Annotated in this window: 23 protein-coding genes, 1 tRNA gene, 1 other RNA gene and 1 pseudogene; 15 read left to right on the plus strand and 11 right to left on the minus strand. The window is 68.6% G+C overall.

Annotation, left to right across the window (positions count from 1 at the left end; all coding sequences use genetic code 11):
* Both OPU67_RS03660 and OPU67_RS03665 read right to left on the minus strand, forming a co-directional pair.
* A pseudogene (locus OPU67_RS03660) lies at positions 1 to 268 on the minus strand (glycosyltransferase family 4 protein); the annotation flags it as partial.
* Positions 269 to 292: 24 nt separating this feature from the next.
* Positions 293 to 880 (minus strand): helix-turn-helix domain-containing protein, encoded by a 588-nt coding sequence (locus OPU67_RS03665; protein ID WP_267617657.1) that lies wholly within the window; start codon positions 878 to 880, stop codon positions 293 to 295.
* Positions 881 to 973: 93 nt separating this feature from the next.
* Between OPU67_RS03665 and OPU67_RS03670 the strand changes: the two genes are divergently transcribed.
* Positions 974 to 1,456: a DUF6456 domain-containing protein gene (locus tag OPU67_RS03670; RefSeq protein WP_267617660.1), complete on the plus strand. Its 483-nt coding sequence runs from the start codon at positions 974 to 976 to the stop codon at positions 1,454 to 1,456.
* On the opposite strand, the gene OPU67_RS03675 is transcribed toward OPU67_RS03670, so the two are convergent.
* Complete coding sequence (locus OPU67_RS03675) at positions 1,449 to 2,048, minus strand: uracil-DNA glycosylase family protein (RefSeq protein WP_267617661.1); 600 nt, start codon at positions 2,046 to 2,048, stop codon at positions 1,449 to 1,451. The two genes, OPU67_RS03670 and OPU67_RS03675, sit on opposite strands and share 8 nt — an antisense overlap.
* Positions 2,045 to 3,889, minus strand: coding sequence for an ABC-F family ATP-binding cassette domain-containing protein (locus tag OPU67_RS03680; RefSeq protein WP_267617663.1), 1,845 nt, complete (start codon positions 3,887 to 3,889; stop codon positions 2,045 to 2,047). Before OPU67_RS03680 ends, OPU67_RS03675 begins: the two co-directional genes overlap by 4 nt.
* A gap of 104 nt (positions 3,890 to 3,993) precedes the next feature.
* On the opposite strand from OPU67_RS03680, the gene OPU67_RS03685 reads away from it, so the two are divergent.
* The 5 genes from OPU67_RS03685 (at position 3,994) to OPU67_RS03705 (ending at position 7,789) form a co-directional block, all read left to right on the plus strand.
* Positions 3,994 to 4,734: an SIMPL domain-containing protein gene (locus OPU67_RS03685; RefSeq protein WP_267617665.1), complete on the plus strand. Its 741-nt coding sequence runs from the start codon at positions 3,994 to 3,996 to the stop codon at positions 4,732 to 4,734.
* Positions 4,735 to 4,829: 95 nt separating this feature from the next.
* Entirely contained in the window at positions 4,830 to 5,093 is a 264-nt protein-coding gene (locus tag OPU67_RS03690) for a hypothetical protein (protein ID WP_324255334.1), read from the plus strand.
* A gap of 123 nt (positions 5,094 to 5,216) precedes the next feature.
* Positions 5,217 to 5,894 carry a response regulator transcription factor gene (locus OPU67_RS03695; protein WP_267617666.1) on the plus strand — a complete coding sequence of 226 codons (678 nt, stop codon included), beginning with the start codon at positions 5,217 to 5,219 and terminating at the stop codon, positions 5,892 to 5,894.
* 115 nt (positions 5,895 to 6,009) lie between these two features.
* Positions 6,010 to 7,353 (plus strand): sensor histidine kinase, encoded by a 1,344-nt coding sequence (locus OPU67_RS03700; protein ID WP_267617845.1) that lies wholly within the window; start codon positions 6,010 to 6,012, stop codon positions 7,351 to 7,353.
* Between the two features lie 70 nt (positions 7,354 to 7,423).
* Positions 7,424 to 7,789 (plus strand): hypothetical protein, encoded by a 366-nt coding sequence (locus OPU67_RS03705; RefSeq protein WP_267617667.1) that lies wholly within the window; start codon positions 7,424 to 7,426, stop codon positions 7,787 to 7,789.
* Between the two features lie 13 nt (positions 7,790 to 7,802).
* On the opposite strand, the gene OPU67_RS03710 is transcribed toward OPU67_RS03705, so the two are convergent.
* The gene (locus OPU67_RS03710) at positions 7,803 to 8,111 is read right to left on the minus strand and encodes a chorismate mutase (protein WP_267617669.1); all 309 of its coding nucleotides are present in this window, start codon (positions 8,109 to 8,111) and stop codon (positions 7,803 to 7,805) included.
* A gap of 67 nt (positions 8,112 to 8,178) precedes the next feature.
* Between OPU67_RS03710 and OPU67_RS03715 the strand changes: the two genes are divergently transcribed.
* The 4 genes from OPU67_RS03715 (at position 8,179) to ffs (ending at position 12,195) form a co-directional block, all read left to right on the plus strand.
* Positions 8,179 to 9,189: a polyprenyl synthetase family protein gene (locus tag OPU67_RS03715; protein ID WP_267617671.1), complete on the plus strand. Its 1,011-nt coding sequence runs from the start codon at positions 8,179 to 8,181 to the stop codon at positions 9,187 to 9,189.
* A gap of 59 nt (positions 9,190 to 9,248) precedes the next feature.
* Positions 9,249 to 11,681 (plus strand): ATP-dependent helicase HrpB, encoded by a 2,433-nt coding sequence (gene hrpB / locus OPU67_RS03720; RefSeq protein WP_267617673.1) that lies wholly within the window; start codon positions 9,249 to 9,251, stop codon positions 11,679 to 11,681.
* Between the two features lie 105 nt (positions 11,682 to 11,786).
* The gene (locus tag OPU67_RS03725) at positions 11,787 to 12,065 is read left to right on the plus strand and encodes an ETC complex I subunit (protein ID WP_267617675.1); all 279 of its coding nucleotides are present in this window, start codon (positions 11,787 to 11,789) and stop codon (positions 12,063 to 12,065) included.
* 35 nt (positions 12,066 to 12,100) lie between these two features.
* Positions 12,101 to 12,195, plus strand: an RNA gene (gene ffs, locus OPU67_RS03730) — signal recognition particle sRNA small type.
* 3 nt (positions 12,196 to 12,198) lie between these two features.
* On the opposite strand, the gene OPU67_RS03735 is transcribed toward ffs, so the two are convergent.
* Positions 12,199 to 12,696 (minus strand): DUF4188 domain-containing protein, encoded by a 498-nt coding sequence (locus OPU67_RS03735; RefSeq protein WP_267617676.1) that lies wholly within the window; start codon positions 12,694 to 12,696, stop codon positions 12,199 to 12,201.
* A 123-nt stretch (positions 12,697 to 12,819) separates the two neighbouring features.
* On the opposite strand from OPU67_RS03735, the gene OPU67_RS03740 reads away from it, so the two are divergent.
* Both OPU67_RS03740 and OPU67_RS03745 read left to right on the plus strand, forming a co-directional pair.
* On the plus strand, positions 12,820 to 14,631 hold the full coding sequence (locus tag OPU67_RS03740; protein WP_267617677.1) for a DNA polymerase III subunit gamma/tau: 1,812 nt from the start codon (positions 12,820 to 12,822) through the stop codon (positions 14,629 to 14,631).
* Positions 14,632 to 14,644: 13 nt separating this feature from the next.
* A complete protein-coding gene (locus OPU67_RS03745; RefSeq protein ID WP_267617679.1) occupies positions 14,645 to 14,986 on the plus strand; it encodes a YbaB/EbfC family nucleoid-associated protein in 342 nt (113 codons plus the stop codon).
* A 274-nt stretch (positions 14,987 to 15,260) separates the two neighbouring features.
* Here OPU67_RS03745 and OPU67_RS03750 read toward each other — a convergent pair whose 3' ends face one another.
* Positions 15,261 to 16,001 (minus strand): imm11 family protein, encoded by a 741-nt coding sequence (locus tag OPU67_RS03750; RefSeq protein ID WP_267617680.1) that lies wholly within the window; start codon positions 15,999 to 16,001, stop codon positions 15,261 to 15,263.
* Between the two features lie 243 nt (positions 16,002 to 16,244).
* Between OPU67_RS03750 and lon the strand changes: the two genes are divergently transcribed.
* Together lon and OPU67_RS03760 are read left to right on the plus strand one after the other, a co-directional pair.
* Positions 16,245 to 18,653 carry an endopeptidase La gene (lon, locus tag OPU67_RS03755; RefSeq protein WP_267617681.1) on the plus strand — a complete coding sequence of 803 codons (2,409 nt, stop codon included), beginning with the start codon at positions 16,245 to 16,247 and terminating at the stop codon, positions 18,651 to 18,653.
* 241 nt (positions 18,654 to 18,894) lie between these two features.
* Entirely contained in the window at positions 18,895 to 19,167 is a 273-nt protein-coding gene (locus OPU67_RS03760; RefSeq protein WP_267617683.1) for an HU family DNA-binding protein, read from the plus strand.
* Between the two features lie 85 nt (positions 19,168 to 19,252).
* On the opposite strand, the gene OPU67_RS03765 is transcribed toward OPU67_RS03760, so the two are convergent.
* Together OPU67_RS03765 and rlmB are read right to left on the minus strand one after the other, a co-directional pair.
* Positions 19,253 to 20,155, minus strand: coding sequence for a hypothetical protein (locus tag OPU67_RS03765; protein WP_267617685.1), 903 nt, complete (start codon positions 20,153 to 20,155; stop codon positions 19,253 to 19,255).
* 29 nt (positions 20,156 to 20,184) lie between these two features.
* Complete coding sequence (gene rlmB / locus OPU67_RS03770) at positions 20,185 to 20,976, minus strand: 23S rRNA (guanosine(2251)-2'-O)-methyltransferase RlmB (RefSeq protein ID WP_267617687.1); 792 nt, start codon at positions 20,974 to 20,976, stop codon at positions 20,185 to 20,187.
* Between the two features lie 173 nt (positions 20,977 to 21,149).
* Here rlmB and OPU67_RS03775 point away from each other — a divergent pair.
* A tRNA-Tyr gene (locus tag OPU67_RS03775) sits at positions 21,150 to 21,235 on the plus strand.
* Positions 21,236 to 21,481: 246 nt separating this feature from the next.
* Here OPU67_RS03775 and OPU67_RS03780 read toward each other — a convergent pair.
* A complete protein-coding gene (locus tag OPU67_RS03780) occupies positions 21,482 to 23,866 on the minus strand; it encodes a YbcC family protein (protein WP_267617689.1) in 2,385 nt (794 codons plus the stop codon).
* Between the two features lie 28 nt (positions 23,867 to 23,894).
* Positions 23,895 to 25,472 carry a proton-conducting transporter membrane subunit gene (locus tag OPU67_RS03785; protein ID WP_267617691.1) on the minus strand — a complete coding sequence of 526 codons (1,578 nt, stop codon included), beginning with the start codon at positions 25,470 to 25,472 and terminating at the stop codon, positions 23,895 to 23,897.
* Positions 25,473 to 25,504 lie beyond the last annotated feature (32 nt).

Below are 25,504 nucleotides of genomic sequence, written 5' to 3' on the forward strand. Positions count from 1 at the left end.
CGCCCGCATTGCGCCGCGCGCCGACCCGCGGGATCAGGGTGAAGCGCGGGCGGTAGATGGCCACGCCGCCCTCCTCGGCGCGCTCCGGCAGCGCCGCGAGCGGGCGGTAGCGGCCGAGCGCCAGCGGCGGCAGGCCGATCGGGTTGACCACCGTCACCCGCCAGTCGCCCCGCTTCGCCAGCGCCTCGACCGAGCGCGCGACGAAGGTGCCGAACCGCGGATTGACCGGGTTGGGGTAAAGCGTCGAGAGGACGAGGACGTGTTTCACGCGGGTGTCCTAGCAGGTCGCACCCTAAAGCGCCCTGACCAGCATGAAGGCGACCGCGATCCACGCCGGCCGGTCTACCACCACCTGTTTCTGCCCGGCGCCGGGCGGCAGCAGGCGGACCTTGCTCTCCTGCCCCTCGATCAGCCGACCGAAGGCGAAGCGCCCGCCGGGGCGGGGCACGAGGCAGTCGCGGTTGATCGCGCGGGCGAGCGTGGCCGTGCCGTCTGCGGGATCGAGCGTTCTCAGCCAGACGAGATCGCCCGGCCGGTATTCGCCGATGCTGGCGGTGACCGAGAGGACGACCGGCGCCGCCTCGTCCTCGCGGGCGAGCGCGCTGGGGAGCAGCGCCTCGCGCGGGGCGGCGAGCGCCTCGGGCCCGCTCGGCCCCAACTCGGCGACGATCCGTGCGGGCGCGCTCGCCTCTGCCCGCATCAGCGCGGCGGGCTCTACGCCGAGCGCGGCGGCGATGCGGTTCATCCAGGTGAGCGAGAGCTGGCGCGTGCCGGTCTCGAGCCGGCCGATGGTCTGCGCCGTCGTCGGCGGCGCACAGGCAGCAGCGAGATCGGCGAGGGTGAGGCCCTTGGCCTTGCGGATGTCGCGGATGCGGTTCACGGGTCCTCGCGGATTGGATAACCGGATTGGTTTGTTCTTTCCTACAGATGTGCGCGCTTGGCAAGTCCTGCCGTCCACAAGCGGAGGAACCCCATGGAACGCCACCTCGTCGAACGCGAACTCACCCCCGAAGGCCCGCGCCGCACCCGGGTGCGGCCGGGCGAACGGCGCCCCACGCGGACCGTCACGGTCAACCTTGCCGAAAGCCCGCTGACCTGGCTCCACGCCCGCGGGCACCTTACCGACCGGCTGCGCGACGCGGGCGAGGCCTTGCTGCGCGATTACGAGCGCGCGCAGCTTTCCGCGAGCGTGACGATGCGCTGGGACCCGGTGCGGGTGAAGACCACCGGCGAGCGCGGCCTTGCGCCCGGCGAGCGGCAGGTGGCCGCCCGCCAGCGCTTCGACGGGGCGATCCGCGCGGCGGGCAAGGGCCTCGAGGACATCCTGTGGCGCGTGGTTTGCGCCGGCGAGCCGCTTCCGCAAGCGGAGAAGACCCTCGGCTGGCCGGCGCGCTCCGGCAAGCTGGTGCTGCGGATCGCGCTCGACCGGGTGGCGGAGTTCTACCGCATCACCTGAGCCGCTCGGCAATCATCGCGCGCAGCGGCGGAAGGATGTCAGCTGCGAACCACGGGTGCTTCGCCATGAACAGCCGCGAGCGCCACGCGGGGTGGGGCAGGGCGACGAAGGGCAGGTCCTCGCCGAAGCGGCTGACTCGCTCGGCAAGCGAAAGGCGCTTGAGGTGCGGCAGGTAGCGGCCCTGCGCGTGGATGCCGACGAGGAGCGTGAGGCGGTCGGCAGGCAGAACCTCCAGCACCGCATCGTGCCACCGTGGCGCGCATTCCTTGCGCGGCGGGAGATCGCCCCCGCTCGCCTTGCCGGGGTAGCAGAAGCCCATCGGCATCTGGGCGACATTGCGCGCGTCGTAGAAGGTGGACTTGTCGAGCCCCAGCCAGTCGCGCAACCGGTCGCCGCTGTCGTCGTCCCACGCCACGCCGCTCGCGTGGACCTTTGTCCCCGGCGCCTGCCCGATGATGAGGATGCGGCTCGTCGCCGAAAAGCGCGCTATGGGGCGAGGGCCCAGCGGCAGATGCGCCGCGCACAGGGTGCAGGCGGCGATCTGTCGCCGCAGCGCTTCGATGGTGTCGTGCCCCGGTGCCGGGGCGCTCACCCCTCGACCATTTCCGCGAGCATCAGCCAGCGCTCCTCGGCCGCGTCCTTCTCGGCGCGGGCATTGGCGATCCCCTGGCTGATGGTAGCGAACCTTTGCGGGTCCTTGGCGTAGAGTTCGGGGTCGCCCAGCAGCGCCTCGCCCTTCGCGATCGCGGCTTCGAGCTCCTCGATGCGCTGGGGCAGGATCTCGTAATCGCGCTGGTCCTTGTAGGAGAGTTTGGAATTGGCAGGCGGCTTTGTTGGAACGGGCCTGTGCCCCCCCTCAGACCCCCCTTCGCTGCCCCTTCGACCCCCGCCAGACCCCTGCTTGACCCCCGCCAGGGGTGCCTTACGCCGGGCTTCCCAATCGGCGTATCCGCCGGCAACAATATCCACCTTGCCCGACCCGTCGAGGCCGAGGGTGAGCGTCACCGTGCGGTCGAGGAAGTCGCGGTCGTGGCTGACGATCAGCACGGTCCCGTCGAAATCGGCGATGACTTCCTGAAGAAGATCAAGCGTTTCGAGGTCGAGGTCGTTGGTCGGCTCGTCGAGCACGAGGAGATTGGCGGTGCGCGCGAACTCGCGGGCGAGCAGCAGGCGCGAGCGTTCGCCGCCCGAGAGGATGCCGACTTTGGTGTCGACGAGGCCGGGATCGAATAGGAAATCCTTGAGATAGGCCTGGACGTGCTTCCTCACCCCGCGCACGTCGATCCAGTCGCCCCCTTGCGCAAGGATCTGGCGGACGGTGGCCTGGGGTTCGAGGATCTTGCGCTGCTGGTCGATCATGACGCCCGAGAGCGTGCGGGCGTGGGTGACCGAGCCGGTGTCGGGTTCAAGCTCTTTGGTGAGCAATTTCAACAGCGTGGTCTTGCCCGCGCCGTTCGCGCCGACGATCCCGATGCGGTCGCCGTTCTGGATTCTGAGGGAGAACGGCTTGATCACTGCGCGCTCGCCGTAACTCTTTGAAATGTTTTCGGCGACGATCACCGACTTGGACTTGAAGTCGTCGTCCGAGGCAAGCTTGAGCTTGGCCGTCCCGGCGCCCGAAATCATCGCCGCCCGGACGGCGCGCATCTGGTGGAGTTTCTCGAGGCGGCCCTGGTTGCGCTTGCGCCTTGCGGTGACCCCGCGCTCCAGCCAGTGGGCCTCGATTTTCAGTTTAGCATCAAGGCGTTCGGCTGCGCGGGCCTCCTCGGCATAGACCTGCTCTTCCCACGCCTCGTAACCGCCGAAGCCGATCTCCTTGCGCCTCAACGTCCCCCGGTCGAGCCACAGCGTCGCCCGCGTCAGGCGGGTGAGGAAGGTGCGGTCGTGGGAAATGGTGATGAACGCGCCGCGGTAGCGCGACAGCCAATCCTCCAGCCAGTCGATCGCGGCCAGATCGAGGTGGTTGGTCGGCTCGTCGAGAAGGATCAGATCCGGCTCCTGCGCCAGCGCCCGGGCGATCGCCGCGCGCCGTCGCTCGCCCCCGCTGGCGGTCGCCGCGGGGCGGCTCATGTCGATGCCGAGCTGTCCGGCAATCGCCTCGACCTCGTGCGCGGCCGGCGCATCCGCGCCGCCGACGGCGAACTCCATGAGAGTGGAAAAGGGCGTGAAATCAGGGTCCTGTTCGAGGAAAACGATGCGCGTCCCCGGCTTGATCCGGCGCTGCCCGCGGTCCGCCTCGATCCTGCCGGTGATGAGCCTCAGCAGCGTCGTCTTGCCCGCGCCGTTCCGACCGATCAGCGCGAGGCGGTCGCCGGGAAGCACGTGGAGGTCGATCGGCGCCGCGCCGGTGGTGGGCGTCGGCCCGCCAAACAGCCAGCGCCCGCCCTGCTGCAGGGCGAGGCCCTCGAAGGAGAAGATGGGAGGCTGTGCCATGGCCCGCGCACCTAGGGGCTGCGGCGCGGGGCGGCAAGGGTCGCGCGGTTCAGTCGCGCGAAAGCTCGCCGGCCCCATGCGGGCGGCAAACGGAGGACGATTCCATGACCAAGCCCGCTTTCGCCCTTGCCGCCGCTGCCCTAATCGCGCCCGCCACCCTCGCGGCCGCGCCGCAGGTCACCGTTGCCCCCGCCGGCGGTCCCGTGGTCGAGCTGAGCGTCTTCGAGACGATTGAGGTCGCGCCGGACCTTGCGACTATCGGTGCCGGCGTCACCAGCGAGGCGCCCACCGCAAGCGAGGCGCTGCGGCAGAATTCCACGGAGATGCAGAAGGTTATCGCGCGCATCAAGGCTCTGGGGATCGCGGCCAAGGACATCCAGACCACCGGCATCAACCTCAACGCGCGCTACGACTACGATCAGTCCACCCAGCGCCAAGTCTTCCGCGGCTATCAGGCGTCGAACCGGGTGAGCGTCACCTTGCGCAAGATCGACGATACCGGGCGGGTGCTCGACGCGCTGGTCGCTGCCGGGGCGAACGATCTCAACGGACCGAGCTTCGGCGTGGCGGACGACACTGCGGCCAAGGATCAGGCGCGCGCGCGGGCGGTGGCGCGCGCGAACGCCCAGGCTCAGGCCTATGCGAAAATGCTCGGCTATTCAGGGACCCGGGTGCTGGCGCTCAGCGAAAGCATGACCGGCGGGCCGATGCCCTACGACATGAAAGCGCGCAACGTTTCGGCAGAGGCCGTCGCTGCCGCTGCGGCACCGGTCGAACCGGGCATGGTCTCGACCGGGGTGACCGTGACGATCACCTACGAGCTCACCGGAGGGGGCGCGAAGTAGCCCATTCACGGCTTGTTCAATGGGCTGCCGCTAGGCATGGGCACATCATGAAAAGCTTGCGCCCCCTGATGCTTCTGCCCTTGGCCCTGCTCTCCGTGGGGGCTTCCCCTGCCGCCGCGCAGGACGCGCAGGCGCGCGGCGAACAGGGCGAGGCGCGGCGCGAGGCCGAGGCCGGGAACATCATGCGCTCGGGAGAGATCGAGGCGCGCATCCTGCCGATGATGCGCGATGCCGAATATCTCGGCTTTGCCTATGATTCCACCGCCCGGGCCTATCGCCTCAAGTTCATCAGGGAGGGGCGTGTCACCTATGTCGATGTCGACGCCCGGACCGGCCGGATCATCGGCCGCTCGCGCTGAGGGCACTGCATTGATGCATCCTCGAAAGGATTTGGCGGGGGCACAAGCGCCCGGCGATTGCTTGACGCGCGCGCGGCGAGCGCGCAAGCCGCAGGCCAAGACAACCTTTGCAAATGGTGGACAATGCGCATTCTGATCGTCGAAGACGAACCGACCCTCGGCGCGCAGCTCAAGGCGACGCTCGAGCAGCAGGGATATGCGGTCGACCTGTCGACCGATGGGGAGGACGGGCACTTCATGGGCTCGACCGAAGCCTATGACGCGGTCGTGCTCGACCTCGGCTTGCCCGAGATCGATGGGCTCACCGTCCTGGGGATGTGGCGGCGCGAGGGGCGGACCTTCCCGGTGCTGGTGCTGACCGCGCGCGACAGCTGGTCCGACAAGGTCGCCGGGCTCGATGCGGGCGCGGACGATTATCTCGCAAAGCCGTTCCAGACCGAGGAGCTGATCGCCCGCCTGCGCGCCCTGATCCGCCGCGCGAGCGGGAACACCTCCTCGGAACTCACCGCCGGCGACGTGCGGCTGGATACGCGCTCGGGCCGGGTGACGCTGGGGGGCGAGCCGGTCAAGCTGACCGCGCAGGAATACAAGCTGCTCTCCTACCTCATGCACCACAAGGGCAAGGTGGTGAGCCGCACCGAATTGATCGAGCACATTTACGATCAGGATTTCGACCGCGATTCCAACACCATCGAAGTCTTCGTCACGCGCATTCGAAAGAAGCTCGGCGCGGACGTCATCACCACTATCCGTGGCCTCGGTTACAGCCTCGACGACCCCGCCGACCAGCCGCGCGCCTGAGGCGCCAGCGGCAGGCGGCAAAGCGTCGGCGGACTTGCCTGCCGACGAAGGCGCCGCCGCGCCCGGGGGCGTGACGCCGACGCGGCCGAGGCCCCGCGCCAGCCTCGCGCGGCGGATGGGGCTGATTGCGGCGGGATGGATCTTCGTCCTGCTGCTCGGCGGCGGCATCGCGCTCGAACGCACGCTGACCACGCAGGTCGAGGCCAACTTCGACGAACAGCTCGACTATATCCTCACCGCGATGATCGCCTCGGCCGAGATCGACGCGAGCGGGGAGGTCTATTTCTACCGCACGCTCGGCGACCAGCGGTTCCTCGAGCCCGGCAGCGGGCTTTACTGGCAGATCAGCGGCGGCGATTACGAGCCGTGGCCCTCGCGCAGCCTGTGGGACCGGACGCTCACGCTGCGCGGACCCCGGACCACGGGCAAGACGTTCGACAGCGAGGTGCATTTCTACGATTCCGACCAGTTCCGGGGCGAGCCGCTCAGGATTGCCGAGCGGACCGTGATCCTGCCGGGCAGCGAGACCCGCTGGACCTTCGCCGTGGCGAGCGCCACCGAGCAGATGGACGCGCAGATCGGACGCGTGCGGCTGATCCTGATCTGGAGCTTCGCGGTGCTCGGCCTCGGGTTGCTGGTGATGGCGTTGCTCCAGATCCGCTACGGCCTGCAACCGCTGCGCCGGGTGCGCGCGGCGATCCAGAAGCTGCGCACCACGGGGGCGAACCGCATCACCGACCCGCTCCCGCTCGAGGTGCAGCCGCTGGTCGAGGAGCTGAACGCGCTGCTCGAACATTCCGAGCGCCAGGCCGAGGAGGCGCGGCGGCACGCCGGGAACCTCGCCCATGCCCTGAAGACGCCGCTCACCGTCCTTACCAACGCCGCCACCGCCCGCGCGCCTGACCTTGGCGATGCCGTGATGCGCGAGACCCGCACCATGCAGCGCCATGTCGACCACCACCTTGCTCGCGCCCGCGCCGTCGGGCGCCGTGCGGTGGGCCATGCGCGCACCAATGTCATGGCGAGCGCCGAGGCGGTCAGGCGTGCGGTCGAGCGGCTTTACCCGCACGGGCGGCTCGATATCGCAGGCGACAAGGCGGCCACCGTCTCGCTCGAGCGGCAGGATCTCGACGAGTTGCTCGGCAACCTCATCGAGAACGCGGCGAAATATGGCGGGGGCTCGGTGTTCGTGACCATCGATCCCGACGAGGCGGAGGGGCCGCGCGATCCCAGGATGTGCCTCATCTGGGTCGAGGACGACGGCACCGGCATTCCCAAGGCCGAGCGCACCCGGATCTTCGACCGCGGCGTAAGGCTCGACACCGACAAGCCGGGCACCGGGCTCGGCCTTGCCATCGTGCGCGACGTGGCGGAGATTTACGGCGGCAGCGTGTCGCTGGGCGAGAGTGAGGATTTGGGCGGGCTGCTGGTTGAACTGCGCCTGCCGCGAGCGGACTGAGGTTTGCCGTTCACAGGCGGTTCAAGGTGCCACGGTGCATCCTAGGCCAAGTCGCTCAGGGAGCTCATCGGTGATCGCCAGAAGCAGTTGGATCATCATCACGGTTTTCGCGCTTGCCGGCTGTGCCGCTCCCGACCCGCTGGAAGGCCAGCGGACGGTCTTCAGCAATCCTCTTGGCGAGCCGGTCATCGACCGGACGGGTATCGGCCCGCAATGTGCCACGAGGTTCGGTCGCGATGCGACGTGCCTCGATCCGACGATCATAAGGTCCCGCCAGGGCAGCTCCGCTACGCTGTATAGCGGCGAGACCATACGCCTGACGCGCGCTCAGCGACAAATCCTTCGTGAACGCGGCCAAAGGATCGAGGCGCGCCGCGATCAGCCGCCGTCGTCGCCGCCGCCTGCTGGTCCGCCAGAGAACACCACGGCGGACTGACAGGTGACGGGGCCTAGCCGGCCTGCGCGCGCTCGTGGTGGCGGATCACCTCGTCGATGATGAAGCGCAGGAACTTCTCGGAGAATTCCGGGTCGAGATCGGCCTCTTCCGATAGCTTCCTGAGCCGCGCGATCTGATGTGCCTCGCGGTCGGGATCGGCGGGCGGAAGCGTGGCCTTGGCCTTGTATTCGCCCACCGCCTGGGTGATCCGGAAGCGCTCGGCAAGGATGTGGATCAGCGCCGCATCGATGTTGTCGATGCTTTTGCGGAAGGCGGCGAGCACCGGATCGGGCGCGGCTGGAGCTTGCGGATCATGCGGCATCGGCTGCGAAACTAGCACCAAATCTGCGCTTGCCAAGCACGCGCGGGCCGCCCTAAGGCCGTTGTCGATGAGCGCCGACATCGTTCCTCTGCCCCGCAGCCGGCCGACCCTCGATCCGATGCTGTCGCTGACCGCGGCGGGCATGAACTCCGTCAACACGGTGATCCTCGCGCGAATGCAGAGCGAGATCCCGCTGATCCCGCGCCTCGCCGGACACCTCATCTCTGGCGGCGGCAAACGGCTGCGGCCGATGCTGACCCTCGCGGGCGCGGAGCTGGTCGGCTACAAGGGCACCCGCCACCACAAGCTCGCCGCGGCGGTCGAGTTCATCCACACCGCTACGCTTCTGCACGACGACGTGGTCGACGGCAGCGAACTGCGGCGCGGCAAGGCGGCGGCCAACATCATTTTCGGCAACCCCGCGACAGTGCTCGTCGGCGACTTCCTGTTCAGCCGCGCCTTCGAGCTGATGACCGAGGACGGCTCCTTGCGCGTCCTCTCGATCCTCAGCCGTGCGAGCGCGATCATCGCGGAAGGTGAGGTCTCGCAGCTCTCCGCGCAGCGCCAGATCGCGACCAGCGAGGAGCAATACCTTCACATCATCGGCGCCAAGACCGCGGCGCTCTTCGCCGCCGCCAGCCAGATCGCCGCAGTGGTTGCCGAATGCTCCGAGGAGCAGGAACGCGCGCTCGAAGCCTATGGGCGCAATCTCGGCGTCGCCTTCCAGCTGGTCGACGACGCGATCGACTACGATTCCGACGCCGCGGAAATGGGCAAGGACCAGGGCGACGATTTCCGGGAGGGCAAGATGACCCTGCCGGTGATCCTCGCCTATGCCCGCGGCAACGAGGAGGAGCGCCGGTTCTGGAAGGACGCAATCCTCGGCCACCGCATCAGCGACGCCGACCTCGCCCAGGCCATTGCGCTGATCGGCAAGCACAATGCGCTCCACGACACGCGCGAGCGTGCGCGCCATTTCGCGCACCGGGCGATTGACGCGATTTCGATCTTCCCCGACGGCAAGGCGCGCGCGGCCATGGCCGAAGCTGCGCAGTTCGCGGTCGCTCGGGGGCACTAGGCTCTTTCGCCGTTCGCCCTGAGCTTGTCGAAGGGCTCCCCTTATTCTAGCCGGACCGGGTGACCGCCGAGCTCCCAATCCACACCGTCCTCCCCGAAATTCGTGCTGCCTTGGGAGGCGAGGGCGCGGCCGTGCTGGTCGCGCCGCCGGGCGCGGGAAAAACCACTGCGGTCGCGCCGGACCTGCTTGGCGAGCCGTGGTGCAGCGGCCAGATCATCCTCACCTCCCCCCGCCGCGTCGCCGCCCGCGCCGCTGCCGAGCGCATCGCCGAGATGCTGGGCGAGAAGCCGGGCGAGACGGTCGGCTACATGACTCGGCTCGACAGCAAGGTGTCCGCGCGCACGCGCATTCTCGTCGTCACCGAGGCGATCCTGGTGAACCGGCTGGTCGAGGACCCGGAGCTGCCCGGCGTTGCGGCGCTGCTGTTCGACGAGGCGCACGAGCGTGCGCTGGACAGCGACCTCGGCCTTGCGCTGGCGCTCGAGACCCGCGCCGTCCTGCGCGAGGACCTGAGGGTGCTGGTCATGTCGGCGACCATTGATGGCGGCCGCTTTGCTCGGCTGCTGGGTGAGGGCGCGCCGGTGATCGCAAGCGAGGGCCGCAGTTTCCCGCTGACAATCAAGTGGCTTGGCGGCGATGGTTCGCAGGCGATCGAAGACCGGATGGCCGCAGCGGTGATGACCGCATGGCGCGACGAGACGGGCGATATCCTCGCTTTCCTCCCGGGTGTGCGCGAGATCGAGCGGGTGCGCGAGCGACTGGAGCCGCGCCTTGTGGGGGTGCCGCTTCATGCGCTTCACGGCCAGGTCGAGCCCGCCGCCCAGCGCGCCGCCATCCGCCGCGACCCCGAGGGCCGCCGCCGGATCGTGCTCGCCACCGCGATCGCCGAGACCTCGCTGACCCTCGACGGGGTGAGCGTGGTGGTCGATAGCGGCCTTGCGCGCCTCGCCGAATTCGACCGCGCGGCGGGCACCACCCATCTCGTCACCCGGCGCGCCAGCCAAGCCTCGGCAGCGCAGCGGGCAGGGCGTGCGGCGAGGCAGGGCCCGGGGGTCGCCTATCGTCTGTGGGAGGAGGCGGGGCACGCGGGCCGACCGGAGTTTACGCCTGCCGAAATCCTCCAGGCCGATCTCGCCCCGATGCTGCTGCGCCTCGCCAAGTGGGGGACGACCAATCCGGCAGCGTTGCCGTGGCTCGACCCGCCTCCCGAGGCCTCGGTCGCTGCGGCGAGGGCGGCGCTGGAGGCCTTGGGCGCGCTGGCGGAGGGCCGGATCACCCCGCTGGGCGAAGCCATCGCCAGCCTGCCGATGGCCCCCGATCAGGCCGCCGCCGTGCTCCACGGTGCCGCCGCCGGGGTGGTGGAGGATACGGCGCGGCTGGTGATGCTGTTGCAGGAGCGCGGGCTGGGCGGGCGCGGCGAAGACCTTGCCCAGCGTCTCACCCGTTGGCGCGGCGACCGTGCCCCGCGGGCTGTGTCGGCGGGCCGGATCGCCCAAGGCTGGGCGGGACAGGCGGGCAAGCTTGCCGGCGTGCTCGGGCAAAGCCCCGCAACAGATGCTGCCGAGGCGCTCGCGCTGGCGCGGCCCGATTTCGTCGCCCGTCGCCGCGATCCCTCCGGCGAAAATTGGCTGAGCGCCGGGGGCAGGGGCTACATCCTTGATCCTGCCTCGCCACTGGCGCGCGCGGAGTGGATCGTGATCGGCGATGCGCAGGGCCAGGCCAAGGGCGCACGCATCACCGCCGGGGCCGAAATCGCTGCCGAGCGCATCCCGGCGCTCTTTGCCGAGGCGCTTCAGCAACGGGTTACAACCCGCTGGAATAGCGAAAAGAACCGCGTCGAGGCGCGCCGCGAACGGCGGCTCGGCGCGATCGTGCTGGCGAGCATTCCGGAGCCTTCGCCCGATCCGGCCCTGGTTGTGGATATCCTCGTGGAGAAGGCTCTGGAGAAGCTGGGGGAACTCCTCCCCGCCGGCTTCCTCGCCCGCGCCCGCTTTGCTGGCGTGAACGCGCTGTCGGCGGCGGCGCTGCGCGAGCGGGCGGAGGAATGGCTCACCCCGTTGCTCGCCGGGCGCCGCGATCTCGACCTGCCGCCCTACCGCTATGCCGAGGCCGCTCTCGGTCTTCTCGACTGGAACGCAAGGCAGGCGCTCGACCGGACCGCGCCCACCCACTTCACCTCGCCCGCCGACATCCGCCATGCCATCGACTACGCCGGCGACGACGCGCCGAGCGTGGAGGTGCGGGTGCAGGCGCTGTTCGGGCTGGACGCGCAGCCGATGATCGGACGGGTGCCGCTGCTGCTCAAGCTCACAAGCCCGGGCGGGCGTCCGGTGCAGTCCACCCGCTACCTGCCCGGCTTCTGGCGGGGCAGTTGGGCTGACGTGATGAAGGACATGAAGGGCCGCTACCCCAAGCACCGCTGGCCCGATCAGCCGTGGCTCGAAAAGCCCAGCCTCAAGACCAAAAACGCCTTCAACCGCAGCGATTCGTGATCTAAGGCGCGGGGCACATCGGGACGCGGCAGCGGCCCGCAAGGCCGAATGGCCGCCCGCAGCGACGCGACCTTCAGGTCGCATGAGCGAGGACCGAAAACAAAGATGAGCGCACGTATCTACCAGAAGCCCAAGCACACGATGCAGTCCGGCAAGGCGCACACCGACGAGTGGGTGCTCGAATTCGAGCAATCCGAGGCGCGCTTCGCCGACCCGCTGATGGGATGGACGGGCACGGGCGACACGCAGTCGCAGGTGCGCCTCACCTTCCCGGACAGGGATGCGGCCCGCGCCTATGCCGAGAAATACGGCATCCTCGCGCGCGTGATCCCGACGCCGCCGAAGCGGCTCAAGCTCCAGGCCTACGCCGACAATTTCCGCTGAGTTGACGATTCGCGCCGCCAGCGCCATATGGGCGGCCGGGAGTCGGGTGGACGTTTGCGTCCGCTCACCGGGTCAGGGCCGGAAGGCAGCAGCCCAGGTGGATTGCGGCGGGTCGCCCGGCTCCTTCTTTCCCTCAGGCCTCTTCGACGTCGCCGCCCGAACCTCGCATCCGTCCCCGTGCCGCATTGCGCGAGCCGGTCGCTGGAACCAGTCCGGTGAACCTGCCAAGCCCGAAAGCCGGCATATTGGCATAGACGGTCTCGTGCGCACCGCCTGCGACCACGTAAGTCTCGTGGTAGATACCCACAGTGCCATCGTCGCCGATCCGGCGGTTGAAGGCCGTCCAGGCCGGCCAATGCTGCGCGTCGCGCGCGCGGGCGTAGCTTTCGAGCGCCTCGAAGCTGCGCCAGTATTGCAGCAGCAGGAGTTGGCGCGGGCTGACGAGCGCAAATTCACTGCCGATGAACCCGCTGTCGGGCTGGGCAGAGAGCTCGCGCAGCATCGGCCCCATCGCCCGGAACACCGGGAACCACTTGCCGACCTTGCGAAAGTGGTTGATGCGCATACCGATCAGAAACACGACCAGGGGGCCGGAATGGCTGTCGGTCATGCGGCCCCGAACGATGGACATGGCGGTCTCCTCTGGCAGTCGAGATTGATTTCATCATGAAACCTATGCGTCAAGCGCGGTCATGACCGACGACCCGCGCAAGCCTTCGACATTGGTCGAGAGCGCGCCTAAGATGGTGGCGTGATGAACGATTCCGATCCCGATCTGCCTGACGAGACCACCGGTCCCACCGCGGCCGAGCTCGAGGCGGCCGGGCAGTCCGCGCTGTTCGGCGACCCCGCGCCGCCGCCCGCTTCGCCGCAGGCGCCTCCGCCAGCGGCCACGCCCCCCGCCGCGACAGCGGCGCCCGCTCGGGCTCCCTCGGCGTCCGAGAGAGCGGCGAGCCAGCCCTACCGCGTGCTCGCGCGCAAGTATCGCCCCCAGACCTTCGCCGAGCTGATCGGGCAGGAGGCGATGGTTCGCACGCTCGCCAACGCCATCGCCCGCGACCGGCTCGCCCATGCCTTCCTGATGACCGGCGTGCGCGGGGTCGGGAAGACCTCGACTGCGCGCCTGATCGCCAAGGCGCTGAACTGCGTCGGGCCGGACGGGCAGGGCGGACCCACGATCGACCCCTGCGGCGTGTGCGATCCCTGCACCGCGATCGCCGAAGGGCGCCACATCGACGTCATCGAGATGGACGCGGCCTCCAACACGGGCGTCGACGACGTGCGCGAGATCATCGAGCAAGTCCGCTACGCCGCGGTCTCGGCGCGCTACAAGATCTACATCATCGACGAAGTCCACATGCTGTCGCGCAATGCGTTCAATGCCTTGCTCAAGACACTTGAGGAACCGCCGCCGCATGTGAAGTTCCTGTTCGCCACTACCGAGGTCGACAAGTTGCCCGTCACGGTGCTCAGCCGCACCCAGCGTTTTGACTTGCGCCGCATCCCCGCACCGCTTCTGGCCGAACACTTCGCCAAGGTCTGCGCGCTGGAAGGCGTCGAGGCAGAGCATGAGGCGCTTGCGATCATCGCCAATGCCGCCGAAGGATCGGTGCGCGATGGGCTGTCGATACTCGATCAGGCGATTGCACATGCGGATCTGGATGGCGAGGGCAAGGTCGCCGCCGAGCGCGTCCGCGACATGCTGGGCCTTGCCGACAAGAGCGCGCAGCGGCGGCTGCTCGGCCACCTGCTCGAAGGCGATGCCAAGGCGATGCTTGCGGCGGTCGAGGAGCAATATGCCCTTGGTGTGGAGCCGCTCGCTCTGATGCGCGCGCTGATGGACCTCACCCACCGCGTCACCCTTGCACAGGTTGCGGGCGGAGAGCCGGACGCTCCGAGCGAGGACGAGCGCAAGGCGCTTGCGGACTTCGCCGTGCGGCTGGGGGCGGGGGAGCTGCACCGCCTCTGGCAGCTTTTGCTCAAGGGCCATGACGAGGTGCGCACCGGTCCCGATCCGCTAGTCTCGCTCCAGATGGCGTTGCTGCGCATCCTCCATGCCGCGCAGATGCCCGATCCGGGCAAGCTCGCAAGGCGGATCGAGGAGATCGCCGCGAGCGGCATCGTTGCGGCGTCGGCGGGCGAGAGCGCTCCTGCCGCGCCTGCCCCTTCCGCTGCCGCGCCCGGTCAGAGCTGGGCCGCTCTGGTCGATCAGGTCGATGCCGCCGGCTTCATGCACGCAGCCGAGATGATGCGCAGCCGGGTGCGGGTGATCGACATCGGTCCCGAGCGCCTTGTCTACCAGCCCGCCGACAGCTTCCCCGACGATCCCGCACCCGACATCCGCGAGGCGTTGTTCAAGGTGACGGGCAAGCGCTGGCAGATCGAGCGTGGCAGCGGCGCATCGCAACCGAGCTTGCGCGAGGCGGCCGAAGCCGAGGCTGCCGCCGCGGACGCCCGTATCCGCTCCGACCCGCTGGTCAAGGCCGCCTTCGAGGCCTTTCCCGATGCCGAGCTGATCGCGGCGGAACCCGCACGGGCCGCCCATGGTAGCCCCCCCTGGAATTGATGGAGAACCCCCGATGCAATCAATGGAAGAGATGATGGCCGCCGCCCAGAAGGCCGCCGAGACCATCCAGAAGCAGATGAACGAGATGCAGGTGAAGCTCGACTCGATCGAGGTCGAGGGGAGCGCCGGCGGCGGCCTCGTCAAGGTCCGCGCCAGCGCCAAGGGCCGCATCCTCGGCGTTGCCATCGACGACAGCCTGATGGTGCCCGCCGACAAGCAGATCCTCGAGGACCTCGTCGCCGCCGCCTTCAACGACGCCCGCGACCGGGCGGATCGCGTTTCGGAACAGCAGATGCGCGAGATGCAGGGCTCGATGGGCCTGCCGCCGGGGTTCAACCTGCCGGGCTTGGGGTAAGCGCTACCTGATCTCGGGCGTCTCGCCGGACGCGATCCGGGGTTCCGCTATCTTTCCGGCCTCTTGCACGCAAGAAAGCGGGATCCCGGGCCAAGCCCGGGAAGGCGCATCAGGAAAGCTGTCACAACGCAATCGTTCACGCAGCGTCGGCTTCAGGCGCAACGCGAGCTGTCGCTGAGCGACTGGTTTGCGGATTTTGTTCGAGCGCGGCCAATGGCTGGAAGTGGGTGGATAGGCGAACGGCGGCTTCTTTGGCGCTTTTCCTGTCAGACGATCAGGCGGCGATCATCTTGACCATTTTGGGGGTCTGCAGACCGGCCTTCTGCATTTCTGCGAACAGCGCATCGCAAAGGCAGGTCAGACGTGCGCCAAACCTCCGCTCCCGCCACAAATGTGCCTCGCCATGGACGTGCTTTGCAAAGGCAAGATCGGGAATTCGGTTCTTGGGCCCGGATTTTATGTGGAGCAGGCCGCCGGAATTCGGCCTTTCCTTAAAGGGTTCTTCCCTGCTCTTCTCCGGCACGAAGCTGTCGAAATATTGGCCAATCACGAGGATATAGTAGGATCTTGGGAAGGCCTGCCTTTTGGGCATCCTTAATTCGATCGGGTGGAATCTGTGCAGCCCCGGCTCAATCGTCTCGATCAGGGTTTTCAATTCGCCGTCCACGGCTGCGATGCGATCATTTAGCGTAATGTGAGATGCGAGAGTGTTATAGCTCTTCCTCGTATCGAAGGACGTCGGCAGTTCGTGGTCCAAGATGGGCGTGCGCGGAGGATGTTCCGGGCGGGGGCTTTTCCTTTCTCCCCACTCGCCCGTGAATTTTTCGACGACGAAACTCGGATAAAGTTGCATGGCGTCTAGCGGTTCGAGCGGCGTGTCGAACAAAGCCTTCTGGAAATCCGGCTGTTGCCTGTAAAAGTGATTCAGCAAACGATTATACCAGTCGCCGCCTTCAAATGCCCCATCCGGCCAATACTCTCCCGATCCGCTGGGCTCATCCATGCCCCAAAGCATGTTCCGGATTCCCTCTGGCGATGCTCTGACGGCCCTCGATAAGCCACGATCCTTGTCTTGAAATTAAGCACTTAGCTGCGCAATCGAGCCGAAAACCGCAGACCATAATGACCGAAATGGGGTCGCTTCCAGACAGGCAGCTTTTGGACAAAATCCTGTAACAGTCGCCGCGCATCCGCACCGTCCACAGCCTAGCCCGATGTCCCCATTGCGGCCCGCACGGGGGCTTCCCATATCTCCTACATGACCCAGACCTTCCCCCTCCTCCCCCTCCGTGACATCGTTGTCTTTCCCGGCATGGTCGTCCCCCTCTTCGTCGGGCGCGACAAGTCGGTGGCCGCCCTTGAGGCGGCGATGGAGGCCTCCAAGGACATCGTCCTTCTCGCCCAGCTCGATCCGGGCTGCGACGATCCCGAGGGCGAGGACCTCTACGACGTCGGCGTGATCGCGCAGGTGCTCCAGCTCCTGAAGCTTCCCGATGGCACGGTGCGCGTGCTCGTCGAGGGCAAGACCCGCGCGCGGCTGGCGGCGCTCGAGAGCGCCGCGACGCATCTCCTCGCCGAGGTGGAGGTGATCGAGCCCGAGACCGTCGCGGGCAGCGAGGTCACCGCACTGATGCGGCAGGTGACCGAGCAGTTCGGCGAATATGTGAAGCTCAACAAGAAGATGGGCGAGGACGCGGGCGTCGACCTGTCTGAGGTCGACGATGCGGGCCAGCTCGCCGACACCATCGCGGCCGCGATCAGCGCCAAGGTCTCGGACAAGCAGAGTCTGCTCACCGAGAGCAATCCGCTGAAGCGCCTCGAACTGGTCATGGCCTTCATGGAGGGGGAGCTCTCGGTCCTCCAGGTCGAGCGCCGCATCCGCGGGCGCGTCAAGCGCCAGATGGAGAAGACCCAGCGCGAGTACTACCTCAACGAGCAGCTGAAGGCGATCCAGTCGGAGCTCGGCGGCGGCGACGAGGGCGAGGGCAACGAGATTGCCGAGCTTGCGGAGAAGATCGAGAAGACCAAGCTCTCCAAGGAAGCCCGGGCAAAGGCGCAGGCGGAACTGAAGAAGCTGCGCACCATGCAGCCGATGAGCGCCGAGGCGACGGTGATCCGCAACTACCTCGACGTGCTCCTCGGGCTGCCGTGGGGCAAGAAGTCCAAGCTCAAGAAGGACATCGCGCGCGCGCAGGCCGTGCTCGATGCCGATCACTATGCGCTCGAGAAGGTCAAGGACCGGATCGTCGAGTATCTCGCGGTGCAGGCGCGGACCAACAAGCTCAAGGGTCCGATCCTGTGCCTCGTCGGCCCTCCGGGCGTCGGCAAGACCAGCCTCGGCAAATCGATCGCCAAGGCGACGGGCCGCGAGTTCGTACGCCAGTCGCTGGGCGGCGTGCGCGACGAGGCGGAGATCCGCGGTCACCGGCGCACTTACATCGGCTCGATGCCGGGCAAGATCGTGGCGAACCTCAGGAAGGCCGGCACCTCGAACCCGCTGTTCCTCTTGGACGAGATCGACAAGCTCGGTCAGGACTTCCGCGGCGATCCCGCCTCGGCGCTGCTCGAGGTGCTCGACCCCGAGCAGAACGCCAAGTTCCAGGACCACTATCTGGAGCTCGACCTCGACCTTTCGGACATCATGTTCGTGTGCACCGCGAACAGCCTCAATCTGCCCCAGCCGCTGCTCGACCGCATGGAGATCATCCGGCTCGAGGGCTACACCGAGGACGAGAAGGTCGAGATCGCCCAGCGCCACCTGGTGGAAAAGCAGGTCAAGGCGCACGGGCTCAAGAAGGGCGAGTTCACCCTTCAGGAAGACGGCCTGCGCGACCTGATCCGCTACTACACCCGTGAAGCAGGCGTCCGCACGCTCGAGCGCGAGATTGCCAAGCTGGCGCGGAAGTCCTTGCGCCAGATCCTCGAAGGCAAGGTCCAGAGCGTTACTGTGACCCCCGAAAATCTCGGCGACTTCTCCGGCGTGCGCAGGTTCAAGCAGGGCGTTTCGGAGGAGGAACCGCAGGTCGGCGCCGTCACCGGGCTCGCCTGGACCTCGGTGGGCGGCGAGCTCCTCACCATCGAGAGCGTCACCACCCCGGGCAAGGGCGAGATCAAGACCACCGGCAAGCTCGGCGAGGTGATGAACGAAAGCGTCCAGGCCGCCTTCAGCTTCGTCAAGGCGCGGGCGCCCGCCTACGGAATCAAGCCCTCGGTCTTCAACCGCCGGAACGTGCACATCCACCTGCCCGAGGGCGCGGTGCCCAAGGACGGGCCGAGCGCCGGGATCGGCATGGTCACCTCGATCGTCTCGACCCTCACCGGCATTGCGGTGCGCCCCGACGTGGCGATGACCGGCGAGGTCACCTTGCGCGGCCGGGTGCTGGCGATCGGCGGTTTGAAGGAGAAGCTGCTCGCCGCTCTTCGTGGAGGCATCAAGACCGTCCTCATCCCCGAGGAGAACGTCAAGGATCTCGCGGAAATCCCCGCCAACGCGAAGGAAGGGCTGGAGATTGTGCCCGTGGCCCATGTCGACGAGGTGCTTGCCCGTGCGCTGGTAGAAGTGCCTGCCGCGATCGAATGGACCGAAGCGGACGATCTTGCCAGCCAACCAGGCAGTGTCGCGGCAGCGGCGAACCTCGCTGCCGGAGAAGTGCCGACCGCCCATTGAGGTGCCCGGCATGAGGGGTACGCCTGCCGCGATTCGCGGCAGGCACACCTTCGGGAGCGGCGGGACGCGTCACACGGAATCTTGCCCACGGTTAGGCGCAAATTGCGTGCGACCTGTGCGCCGGCGACTGTGACAGGCGGCGATTGCCTTTGACAGCCTCAGCGAAAACGTCTCATTCTCCCGGCTTTCATATCCGCCATTTCCACGATTCCTCGAGACAAGCACACCAGGGGGTTTCAGCATGAACAAGAACGACCTGATCAGCGAAGTTGCAAGCGCGAGCGGTCTTTCCAAGAACGATGCCTCGAACGCGGTCGAAAGCGTGTTCGATGTCATCACCAAGGCGCTCTCGGGCGGCGATGAAGTGCGGCTGGTCGGCTTCGGGACCTTTTCGGTCGCCAAGCGCAAGGCGTCGACGGGGCGCAATCCGCGCACCGGCGAGCCGATGAAGATCAAGGCTTCGAACCAGCCCAAGTTCAAGGCAGGGAAGGGCTTGAAGGACGCGGTCAACTGACCGCCGACTGATCCCACCGCCGAAACGGCACAAGGAAACCCCGACGGCTTCGCGGCCGGCGGGGTTTTCTTCGTCGCCCGTCCGCTCAGCGCCCGTTGGCGGCGATCAGCGCGGTCGGGACCTGCGTTGTGCGCGGCGTGATCGTCCAGGTGAGCGTCTCGCCCGTGGGGGCCGCCGCCGGTCCTTCGTCGGTGTTGTTGGCGAGGATCCGCATCCCGGGTGCGGAGCGGATGGTGAAGGTGCCGTCGATCTGCGGAATGGCCTTGAGGGCATCGGTTTCGGCATCCTCGCTCTCGCCTTTCCCGCCGAGCGCCGCCAGCCCGGCGAGGGAGCCCATGCCGAGCATCGCCCCCAAGCCACTGGGCTCGCCGTTCTGTGCGGCGAAGCCCGGGGCATTGACGCGCACCTGGCCGCCCTTCCTGAGGAACAACTGGACGAAGGGGTTGATCGGCGGGAAGCCCTCGATTGCCGGGAAGGTGAAGTCGTGGCCCAGCGTCCCGCTCGCGCGGTAGCTGACGTCGAACACACCGTCGCTTTTGGCGACGACCCGCTCCCAACCCTTTTGGCGCTGGAGCAGCCTGACGAGCTCCTCGGCGGCCTTGGGATTGGACGGGTCGATCCCGCCCATCAGCGCCGCCATCTGCTCGCCCTGCTTTTTGGCCTCGGCCGCGCGCTGCTCGGCGCCCGCGTCCCAATCGGCACGCTGCTTGGCGAGTTCATCCTCGGTGCAGGCGCGCTCCTCGAAGGATTCGTCCTCATAGCAGGCCTGGGGCTTGAAGACCTGGTCGGCCGCCGCGCCCATCTGTGCGAGCTTGGATAGGCCGAGGAAGAAGATCTCGCCGTCATATCGGAAGGTGAAGCTGTCGGGCCCGGTGATGGCGAGCTCGGCGGTGAATCTGCCGGGCGTCATGAAGCAGCCGGACAGCACCAGCGCCAGTCCGGTGAGCAGGGCCGCCGCCCGCAGCCGGATGTCCGAGACGATCATCATGTCCGTGTGTCCCCCCTGTCCGCGTCCTTCTAGCCCCGGGTCGCCGCCGCATAAAGCGCAATCGCCGCCGCGTTCGAAACGTTGAGGCTCTCGATCGCCGAGGAGATCGGCAGCTTGGCCAGCACGTCGCAATGCGCGGCGATGTTGTGCCTCAGGCCCTCGCCCTCGGCGCCGAGCACCAGGGCGAGGGGACCGGTCGGCATGATGTCGCCGAGCACCGCCTCGGCCTCGCCTGCGAGGCCGATGCGCCAGTAGCCCGCCTCGGCAAGCTCCTCCAGCGCGCGGGCGAGGTTGACGACGCGCACCCAAGGCATTGTTTCCAAAGCACCCGAGGCCGCCTTGGCGAGCACGCCGCCCTCGGGCGGGGCGTGGCGGTCCTGCGTCACGATCGCCGCCGCACCGAAGGCGGCGGCCGAGCGCAGGATCGCGCCGACATTGTGCGGATCGGTCACCTGGTCGAGCACCACGATCGGGCGGGCCGCCTCGCCGAGCGCCACCTCGTCGAGGAACACGTCCTCGAGCGGCGCGCACTCCAGCACGAGTCCTTGATGAGGAGCGTCTTTTGCCACGAGCCGTGCGAGGTCTGCGGCCTGCGCGTGCTCAATCGGGAAGCCGGGGGGCAATTCGCCGTCGAGGCTCTCGAGCCCCTCAGGCGTGGCCCACAGCTTGCGGTGGGCCCGCTCGGGGTTCTTGAGCGCCGCCTCGACCGCGTGGCGGCCCCACAGGCGGACCTGCCCGCTCGAGGCGCGGCCCGAACCGCGGCCGCCCTTCATGCGTCCGGCCCGGCCCCGCAGCGCGCGCTTCTTTTCACCCTTGCTCATGTTGTGTCCCGGCTCCGACGTTCCAAAGGCGCCCCCTGCCAGCAGGCCCATTGACAGGCAAGCACCGCTTCGCCAAAGGGGCGCCTCTCGGCAGCGGGGCCGTTCGCGGACTCGCGCAATTCTTAGCCCCTTGCGGCTTGGGAACGCCCCCCTCTCCTGCGAGGGGACTGTGTGGACAGGTGGCCGAGTGGTTAAAGGCAGCAGACTGTAAATCTGCCCGTGCAAGCGTACGCTGGTTCGAATCCAGCCCTGTCCACCACTTCCCTTTCGCCATCGCCATGTTTCACGTGAAACACGCCCGCCAAGGCCCGCTGGCGGGGCTCTGGGCGGGGTCTAGGTGCGGCCAAGCAGGGTCTAGCCGGGGTCTGGCCGGGGTCTGGCAGGGGTCTGAGGAGGCTCTGGCGAGGCGTGCCCCGCAGCGCCCACGCAAACCGCCCGCACCGCCACGGGGGCGATGCGGGCGGCCGCTTGATCCGACGATGCGACCCTCGGGCCGCCTGACAGGTCAGGCGGCGAGCTTCGCCGGTTGCTGGTCGGCCCACTTGAGGCCGGGGAGGTAGCGCGCGGCGACCTTGCCGCCTTCGAGCGCGAAGAGATGCAGCCAGCCGTTGTCGAACAGCGCGCGCACACCCGGGTGCTTTTCGAGGATACGGATCATCTCCTCGCGCGGGGCCTCGATCATCACGCTCAGTCGCAGCGGCTCGTGCTGGAGCTTATCGCCGTCATGGACCGCCTGCCACGGCAGCCCGGCGCGCAGGCGTCCGCCATTGCCCTCGACCACGCCGAAGCCGCCGACCACGTTGTGGATCAGCTTGTTGCCGCCGCCGAACATCTCGGGCGCGACGCTCGATCCGTAATATTGCAAGGAGATCCAGCTCGCCACCACCACCGGCGCGGTGATGATCAGCTCCAGCGTGCCGAAGCCCGCGTCCGCTTGCCAATCGTAGGAATGGAGGAAGGCGCGGCCCCCGAGGTCGCGGCCCGCGGTCGCCTCGCGCGGGGCGGCGATGAAGGCGGCGCAGCCGGCAAGGCCCCATTCCGGACGGATTTCGGCCCAGTTCTGCGCGCGCGCGGGGATGCTCTCTCCGCTCGCGCCTGGCATCCGGAGAGCGCGCTCGGCGCGGGCGATTTTCGCCGCCTGCGCCAGCCACCCGCGCACCTTGGCAAGATCGCCGGAGCGCGCGGCGGGAAGCCCGTCCTCGTAGATGGTTACGCAATCGGTGGTCGTGTCGTGGAGCCCGGCGACGAACAGCGTGTCGTCCGCCACTTCGACCCCGCGTTCGGCGAGCCCGGCGCGGGTTTCGGGATCGTTGAGCAGGATCGCCAGCAGGCGGGCAGAGACCTCGCCGGTGTAGCCGCCGCAGGCGCCGCAGTGATAGGCGCTCTCGTGCGGATTGTTGGTGACGTTGCCGCCATGGCCGAGCAGCAAGACGATCTCGCCGTGGCCGCGCGTGAGGCTCATCGCCTTCAGCACCGCGGCGCCGGTGTCGGCCTTGGCCTCGGCGCTCATCCCGCCGACCACTTCGGGGGCGGGCTCGGCCTTGGGCTTGGGCACGAAGCCGAGCGCCGACTTCACCAGCTTGACCGCATAGACCGGCCCCATCGCCTCGACGAAGGCGAAGGAGGAGACCGCCGCCTGCCGGAAGCGGCCCCAGGCGCGCTTGGAGCGGGCCTTGATGCGATCGGCCTGGTCCGTGGCGGGATCGCCCATGCTGGAGGTATTGACCGCCGGGTTGAGCAGCACCGGCAAGCGCGCCTCGAGGATGTCCGAACCGTGGGCGTGGTGGGCGAGCGGCAGGCCGAAGAAGCCGGCGAAGCCGATCGTGGCGATGCCCGGGTCGATGCCCTCGAGCGCGCGGCGTAACACTTCCGAGCGCACGTCGATGCAGAAGGCGGCCTGGAGGAAGGGCCGGGTGGCGGCGGGCGCTGCGTTGCCTTCGAGGGCGGCGGCGAGGCGGCGCTGGTGGCCGCGGTCGGCGGCGTCCTGAAGGATGGCGAGCGCCACCTCCTGCGCGCCCGGCACGACCGGTTCGGCATGCGCCGCGACCGTCCGCGCCCAGCGCTCGGCGACCTCGGGGGCGTGGGCGAGCAGCGCCTCGTCCCAGATCAGGCGGATCGCGAGAAGGTCGATCAGGGTGCGATCGGTGTCGCCCTTCAGTTCGGCCTGCCACAGCAGCCAGCGCGCGTGCTGCGCCCATCCGCCGAGGCTCAGCGCGAGGGCATGGAAGGCGGTCGGCGCGGCGGCATCGCTGAGCCCGAGCGCATCGGCGGCGGCGAGGATCGCGCGCTCGGTGGTGTCGGGGGAGGCGGCGACATGGGCGCAGAAGCCTTTCAGCCCGGCGATCTCCGGGGTGAGGTCATGCATCGCCCAGGCGCGCCACGCGGCGAAGGCCTCGGCGCCCGGCGCGGGGCTCCACAGCGCCTGGCCGCGATCGAAATGGCCCGCCGCCCACAGGCCGATGCAGCGGTCGATCAGCGCGGGCCAGTCGATGCCCGTAGCCTCGGCGGCGAGATCGGCGACGGTGGGCAGCGCGCGCGGGGCGGGGCCGTGACCGAGGTTCGCCGCGACCTCGCGCAGCGCCGTGACGCTGGAGGGCTTCATCGGCGAGGCGCTGGCGGCGAGGGCATCGGCAAGGTCCTCCTCGGTGATCCGCCCCTCGGCGATGGCGGCGGCATATTGCGCGCCGGTCCGGGTGGTGCGCACCCCGGCGACCCGGGCGAGGCGCGTGGCGGCGGTGGCAAGGTCCTCCTCGGTCTGCCCGAGGTAGGGGTTGACGGCCACGGTCGCATCGAGCGGGAAGGCCGGCGGGATGGCGCGGGCGGCGGCCTCGGCGGCGTCGAGCACCGCGCTGAAGCGGGCCGGGGCGATGTCGGTGTGGGTCATGAGCATCGTGGGTCTCCGTGTCTGGTGCGGCGGATCAGCGGCCAAGGCCGGTGCTGGGCTTGGTGCGCAGGCCGCCGATCCAGCGGTCGAGCAGCGCGTTCAAGTAGAGGCCGTTGGCGAGGTGGACGCGCAGGCCCGCGGTCGCCGGGTGGTGCGCCCACAGCGGGAACAGCGCCTGGGCGAAGGCGACGAGGCCGAAGCTCGCCACCGCGACCACGATCAGCGCCCATTCGAGCGCGCCGGGGACGGGCGCGGCGGGCAGGATCGGGCCCCACACTTTCGCGGCGATCGCCTGGAAGGAGAAGTAGCCGACCGCAGCGCCGAGGGCGGCGGTGATCGTGCGGGTGGTGAGCGCCGCCGGGGCGCGGCCCGCGAGGCCCTGAGCGACGAGATAGGCGACGCCGAAGATCAGGATCGCGCCCAATGCGAGGGCCTGCGGGCTCTTGGGACCGAGCGCCCAGGTGAAGGCGGCGGCGATCGCGGCGAAGATGCCGAGCGCGAGGGCGAAGCTCTTGACGACGGCGCCGACGCTCGGGACCGCGACCGGGCCGGGGCGGCGGATGTTGGCGACCTCGGTGACGGCCGTCCCCGAGGAGAGGAAGGCGTGGGCCTTGTAGAGCGAGTGGGCGATGATGTGGAGGAGGGCGAGGGTCCACAGGCCCAGGCCGCACTGGAGGAGCATGAAGCCCATCTGCGAGACCGTCGACCAGGCGAGCGCGGTCTTGATCGCGCTCTGGGTGAGCATCACCGCGGCGCCGAACAGCGCGGTGAAGCCGCCGATCATGACCAGCGCGGCCATCGCCCCGGTGCTCTGCTGGACGAGGCCGGCGGCGGTGATGAGCAGCACGCCGCCCGAGTTGATGATCCCGGCGTGGAGCAGCGCGGAGACGGGGGTGGGGGCCTCCATCACCTCGGTCAGCCAGCCGTGCAAGGGGAAGGCGGCAGTCTTGAGCGCGGCGGCGGCGACGATTGCGGCGATGGCGAGGGTGCCGGAAAGGCCGAGGCCGGTGGCGGCGCTCGCCTCGGTCAGCGCGGCGATATCGAGCGTGCCGAAAGCGCTGAACAGCAGGCCGGCGGCAAAGGCCAGCATCACGTCGCCGGCGTGCCAGACGCGGGCGAACTTGGCGGCGGCGCGCTGCGCCTCCGGGCGGTCGGGGTAGAAGAGGAGGAGCTTGCGCAGCGTCAGGCCTACGACGAAGCTCGCCGCAATCAGGGTCGGCAGGGTCGCCGCCTGGACGAACACCAGCACCGCCGCGAGCGTCGCCAGCATCAGCCCGTGGAACGCGCCCTCGCGGCTCTCGCCGTCGAGGTAAGTGCGGCTGTAGCGCATCACGATCCAGCCGATGAAGCCGACGAGGCTCGCCATGGTGGCGGCGACGAGGTCGGCGCGCAGGCCGAAGCCGATCGGACCGTCGAGGAGCGTCAGACCCGGGGAGGAGTTGAGGACGGTCTGGGCGAGGCCGACGATCGTGAGGCCGAGCGCGGCGAAGGCCGACAGCTCGGACAGCTCGGGCAGGCTTCCCGGACGCTTGCCCGGGCGCAGGAGCGCAAACAGGATGGCTGGCACCAGCGCCAGTGGAGCGATCATCGTTTCGGTGATGGCATCGGGCATGAAGCGACACTCCGGCTTTCGGTCGGGAGAAA

Origin of the sequence: Erythrobacter sp. WG, assembly GCF_026586795.1 — a bacterium.
In the GTDB taxonomy this organism is placed as follows: domain Bacteria; phylum Pseudomonadota; class Alphaproteobacteria; order Sphingomonadales; family Sphingomonadaceae; genus Erythrobacter.

Excerpts from the sequence above, each read along its gene's own strand:
- OPU67_RS03725 (WP_267617675.1), top strand. The coding sequence starts at position 11,787 with ATGAGCGCACGTATCTACCAGAAGCCCAAGCACACGATGCAGTCCGGC.
- OPU67_RS03695 (WP_267617666.1), top strand. The coding sequence starts at position 5,217 with ATGCGCATTCTGATCGTCGAAGACGAACCGACCCTCGGCGCGCAGCTC.
- rlmB (WP_267617687.1), bottom strand. The coding sequence starts at position 20,976 with ATGAGCAAGGGTGAAAAGAAGCGCGCGCTGCGGGGCCGGGCCGGACGC.
- OPU67_RS03680 (WP_267617663.1), bottom strand. The coding sequence starts at position 3,889 with ATGGCACAGCCTCCCATCTTCTCCTTCGAGGGCCTCGCCCTGCAGCAG.
- OPU67_RS03760 (WP_267617683.1), top strand. The coding sequence starts at position 18,895 with ATGAACAAGAACGACCTGATCAGCGAAGTTGCAAGCGCGAGCGGTCTT.
- OPU67_RS03715 (WP_267617671.1), top strand. The coding sequence starts at position 8,179 with ATGAGCGCCGACATCGTTCCTCTGCCCCGCAGCCGGCCGACCCTCGAT.
- OPU67_RS03745 (WP_267617679.1), top strand. The coding sequence starts at position 14,645 with ATGCAATCAATGGAAGAGATGATGGCCGCCGCCCAGAAGGCCGCCGAG.
- OPU67_RS03685 (WP_267617665.1), top strand. The coding sequence starts at position 3,994 with ATGACCAAGCCCGCTTTCGCCCTTGCCGCCGCTGCCCTAATCGCGCCC.
- OPU67_RS03765 (WP_267617685.1), bottom strand. The coding sequence starts at position 20,155 with ATGATGATCGTCTCGGACATCCGGCTGCGGGCGGCGGCCCTGCTCACC.
- OPU67_RS03710 (WP_267617669.1), bottom strand. The coding sequence starts at position 8,111 with ATGCCGCATGATCCGCAAGCTCCAGCCGCGCCCGATCCGGTGCTCGCC.
- OPU67_RS03670 (WP_267617660.1), top strand. The coding sequence starts at position 974 with ATGGAACGCCACCTCGTCGAACGCGAACTCACCCCCGAAGGCCCGCGC.
- OPU67_RS03785 (WP_267617691.1), bottom strand. The coding sequence starts at position 25,472 with ATGCCCGATGCCATCACCGAAACGATGATCGCTCCACTGGCGCTGGTG.
- OPU67_RS03780 (WP_267617689.1), bottom strand. The coding sequence starts at position 23,866 with ATGCTCATGACCCACACCGACATCGCCCCGGCCCGCTTCAGCGCGGTG.
- OPU67_RS03740 (WP_267617677.1), top strand. The coding sequence starts at position 12,820 with ATGAACGATTCCGATCCCGATCTGCCTGACGAGACCACCGGTCCCACC.
- OPU67_RS03735 (WP_267617676.1), bottom strand. The coding sequence starts at position 12,696 with ATGTCCATCGTTCGGGGCCGCATGACCGACAGCCATTCCGGCCCCCTG.
- OPU67_RS03700 (WP_267617845.1), top strand. The coding sequence starts at position 6,010 with ATGGGGCTGATTGCGGCGGGATGGATCTTCGTCCTGCTGCTCGGCGGC.
- lon (WP_267617681.1), top strand. The coding sequence starts at position 16,245 with ATGACCCAGACCTTCCCCCTCCTCCCCCTCCGTGACATCGTTGTCTTT.
- OPU67_RS03750 (WP_267617680.1), bottom strand. The coding sequence starts at position 16,001 with ATGCTTTGGGGCATGGATGAGCCCAGCGGATCGGGAGAGTATTGGCCG.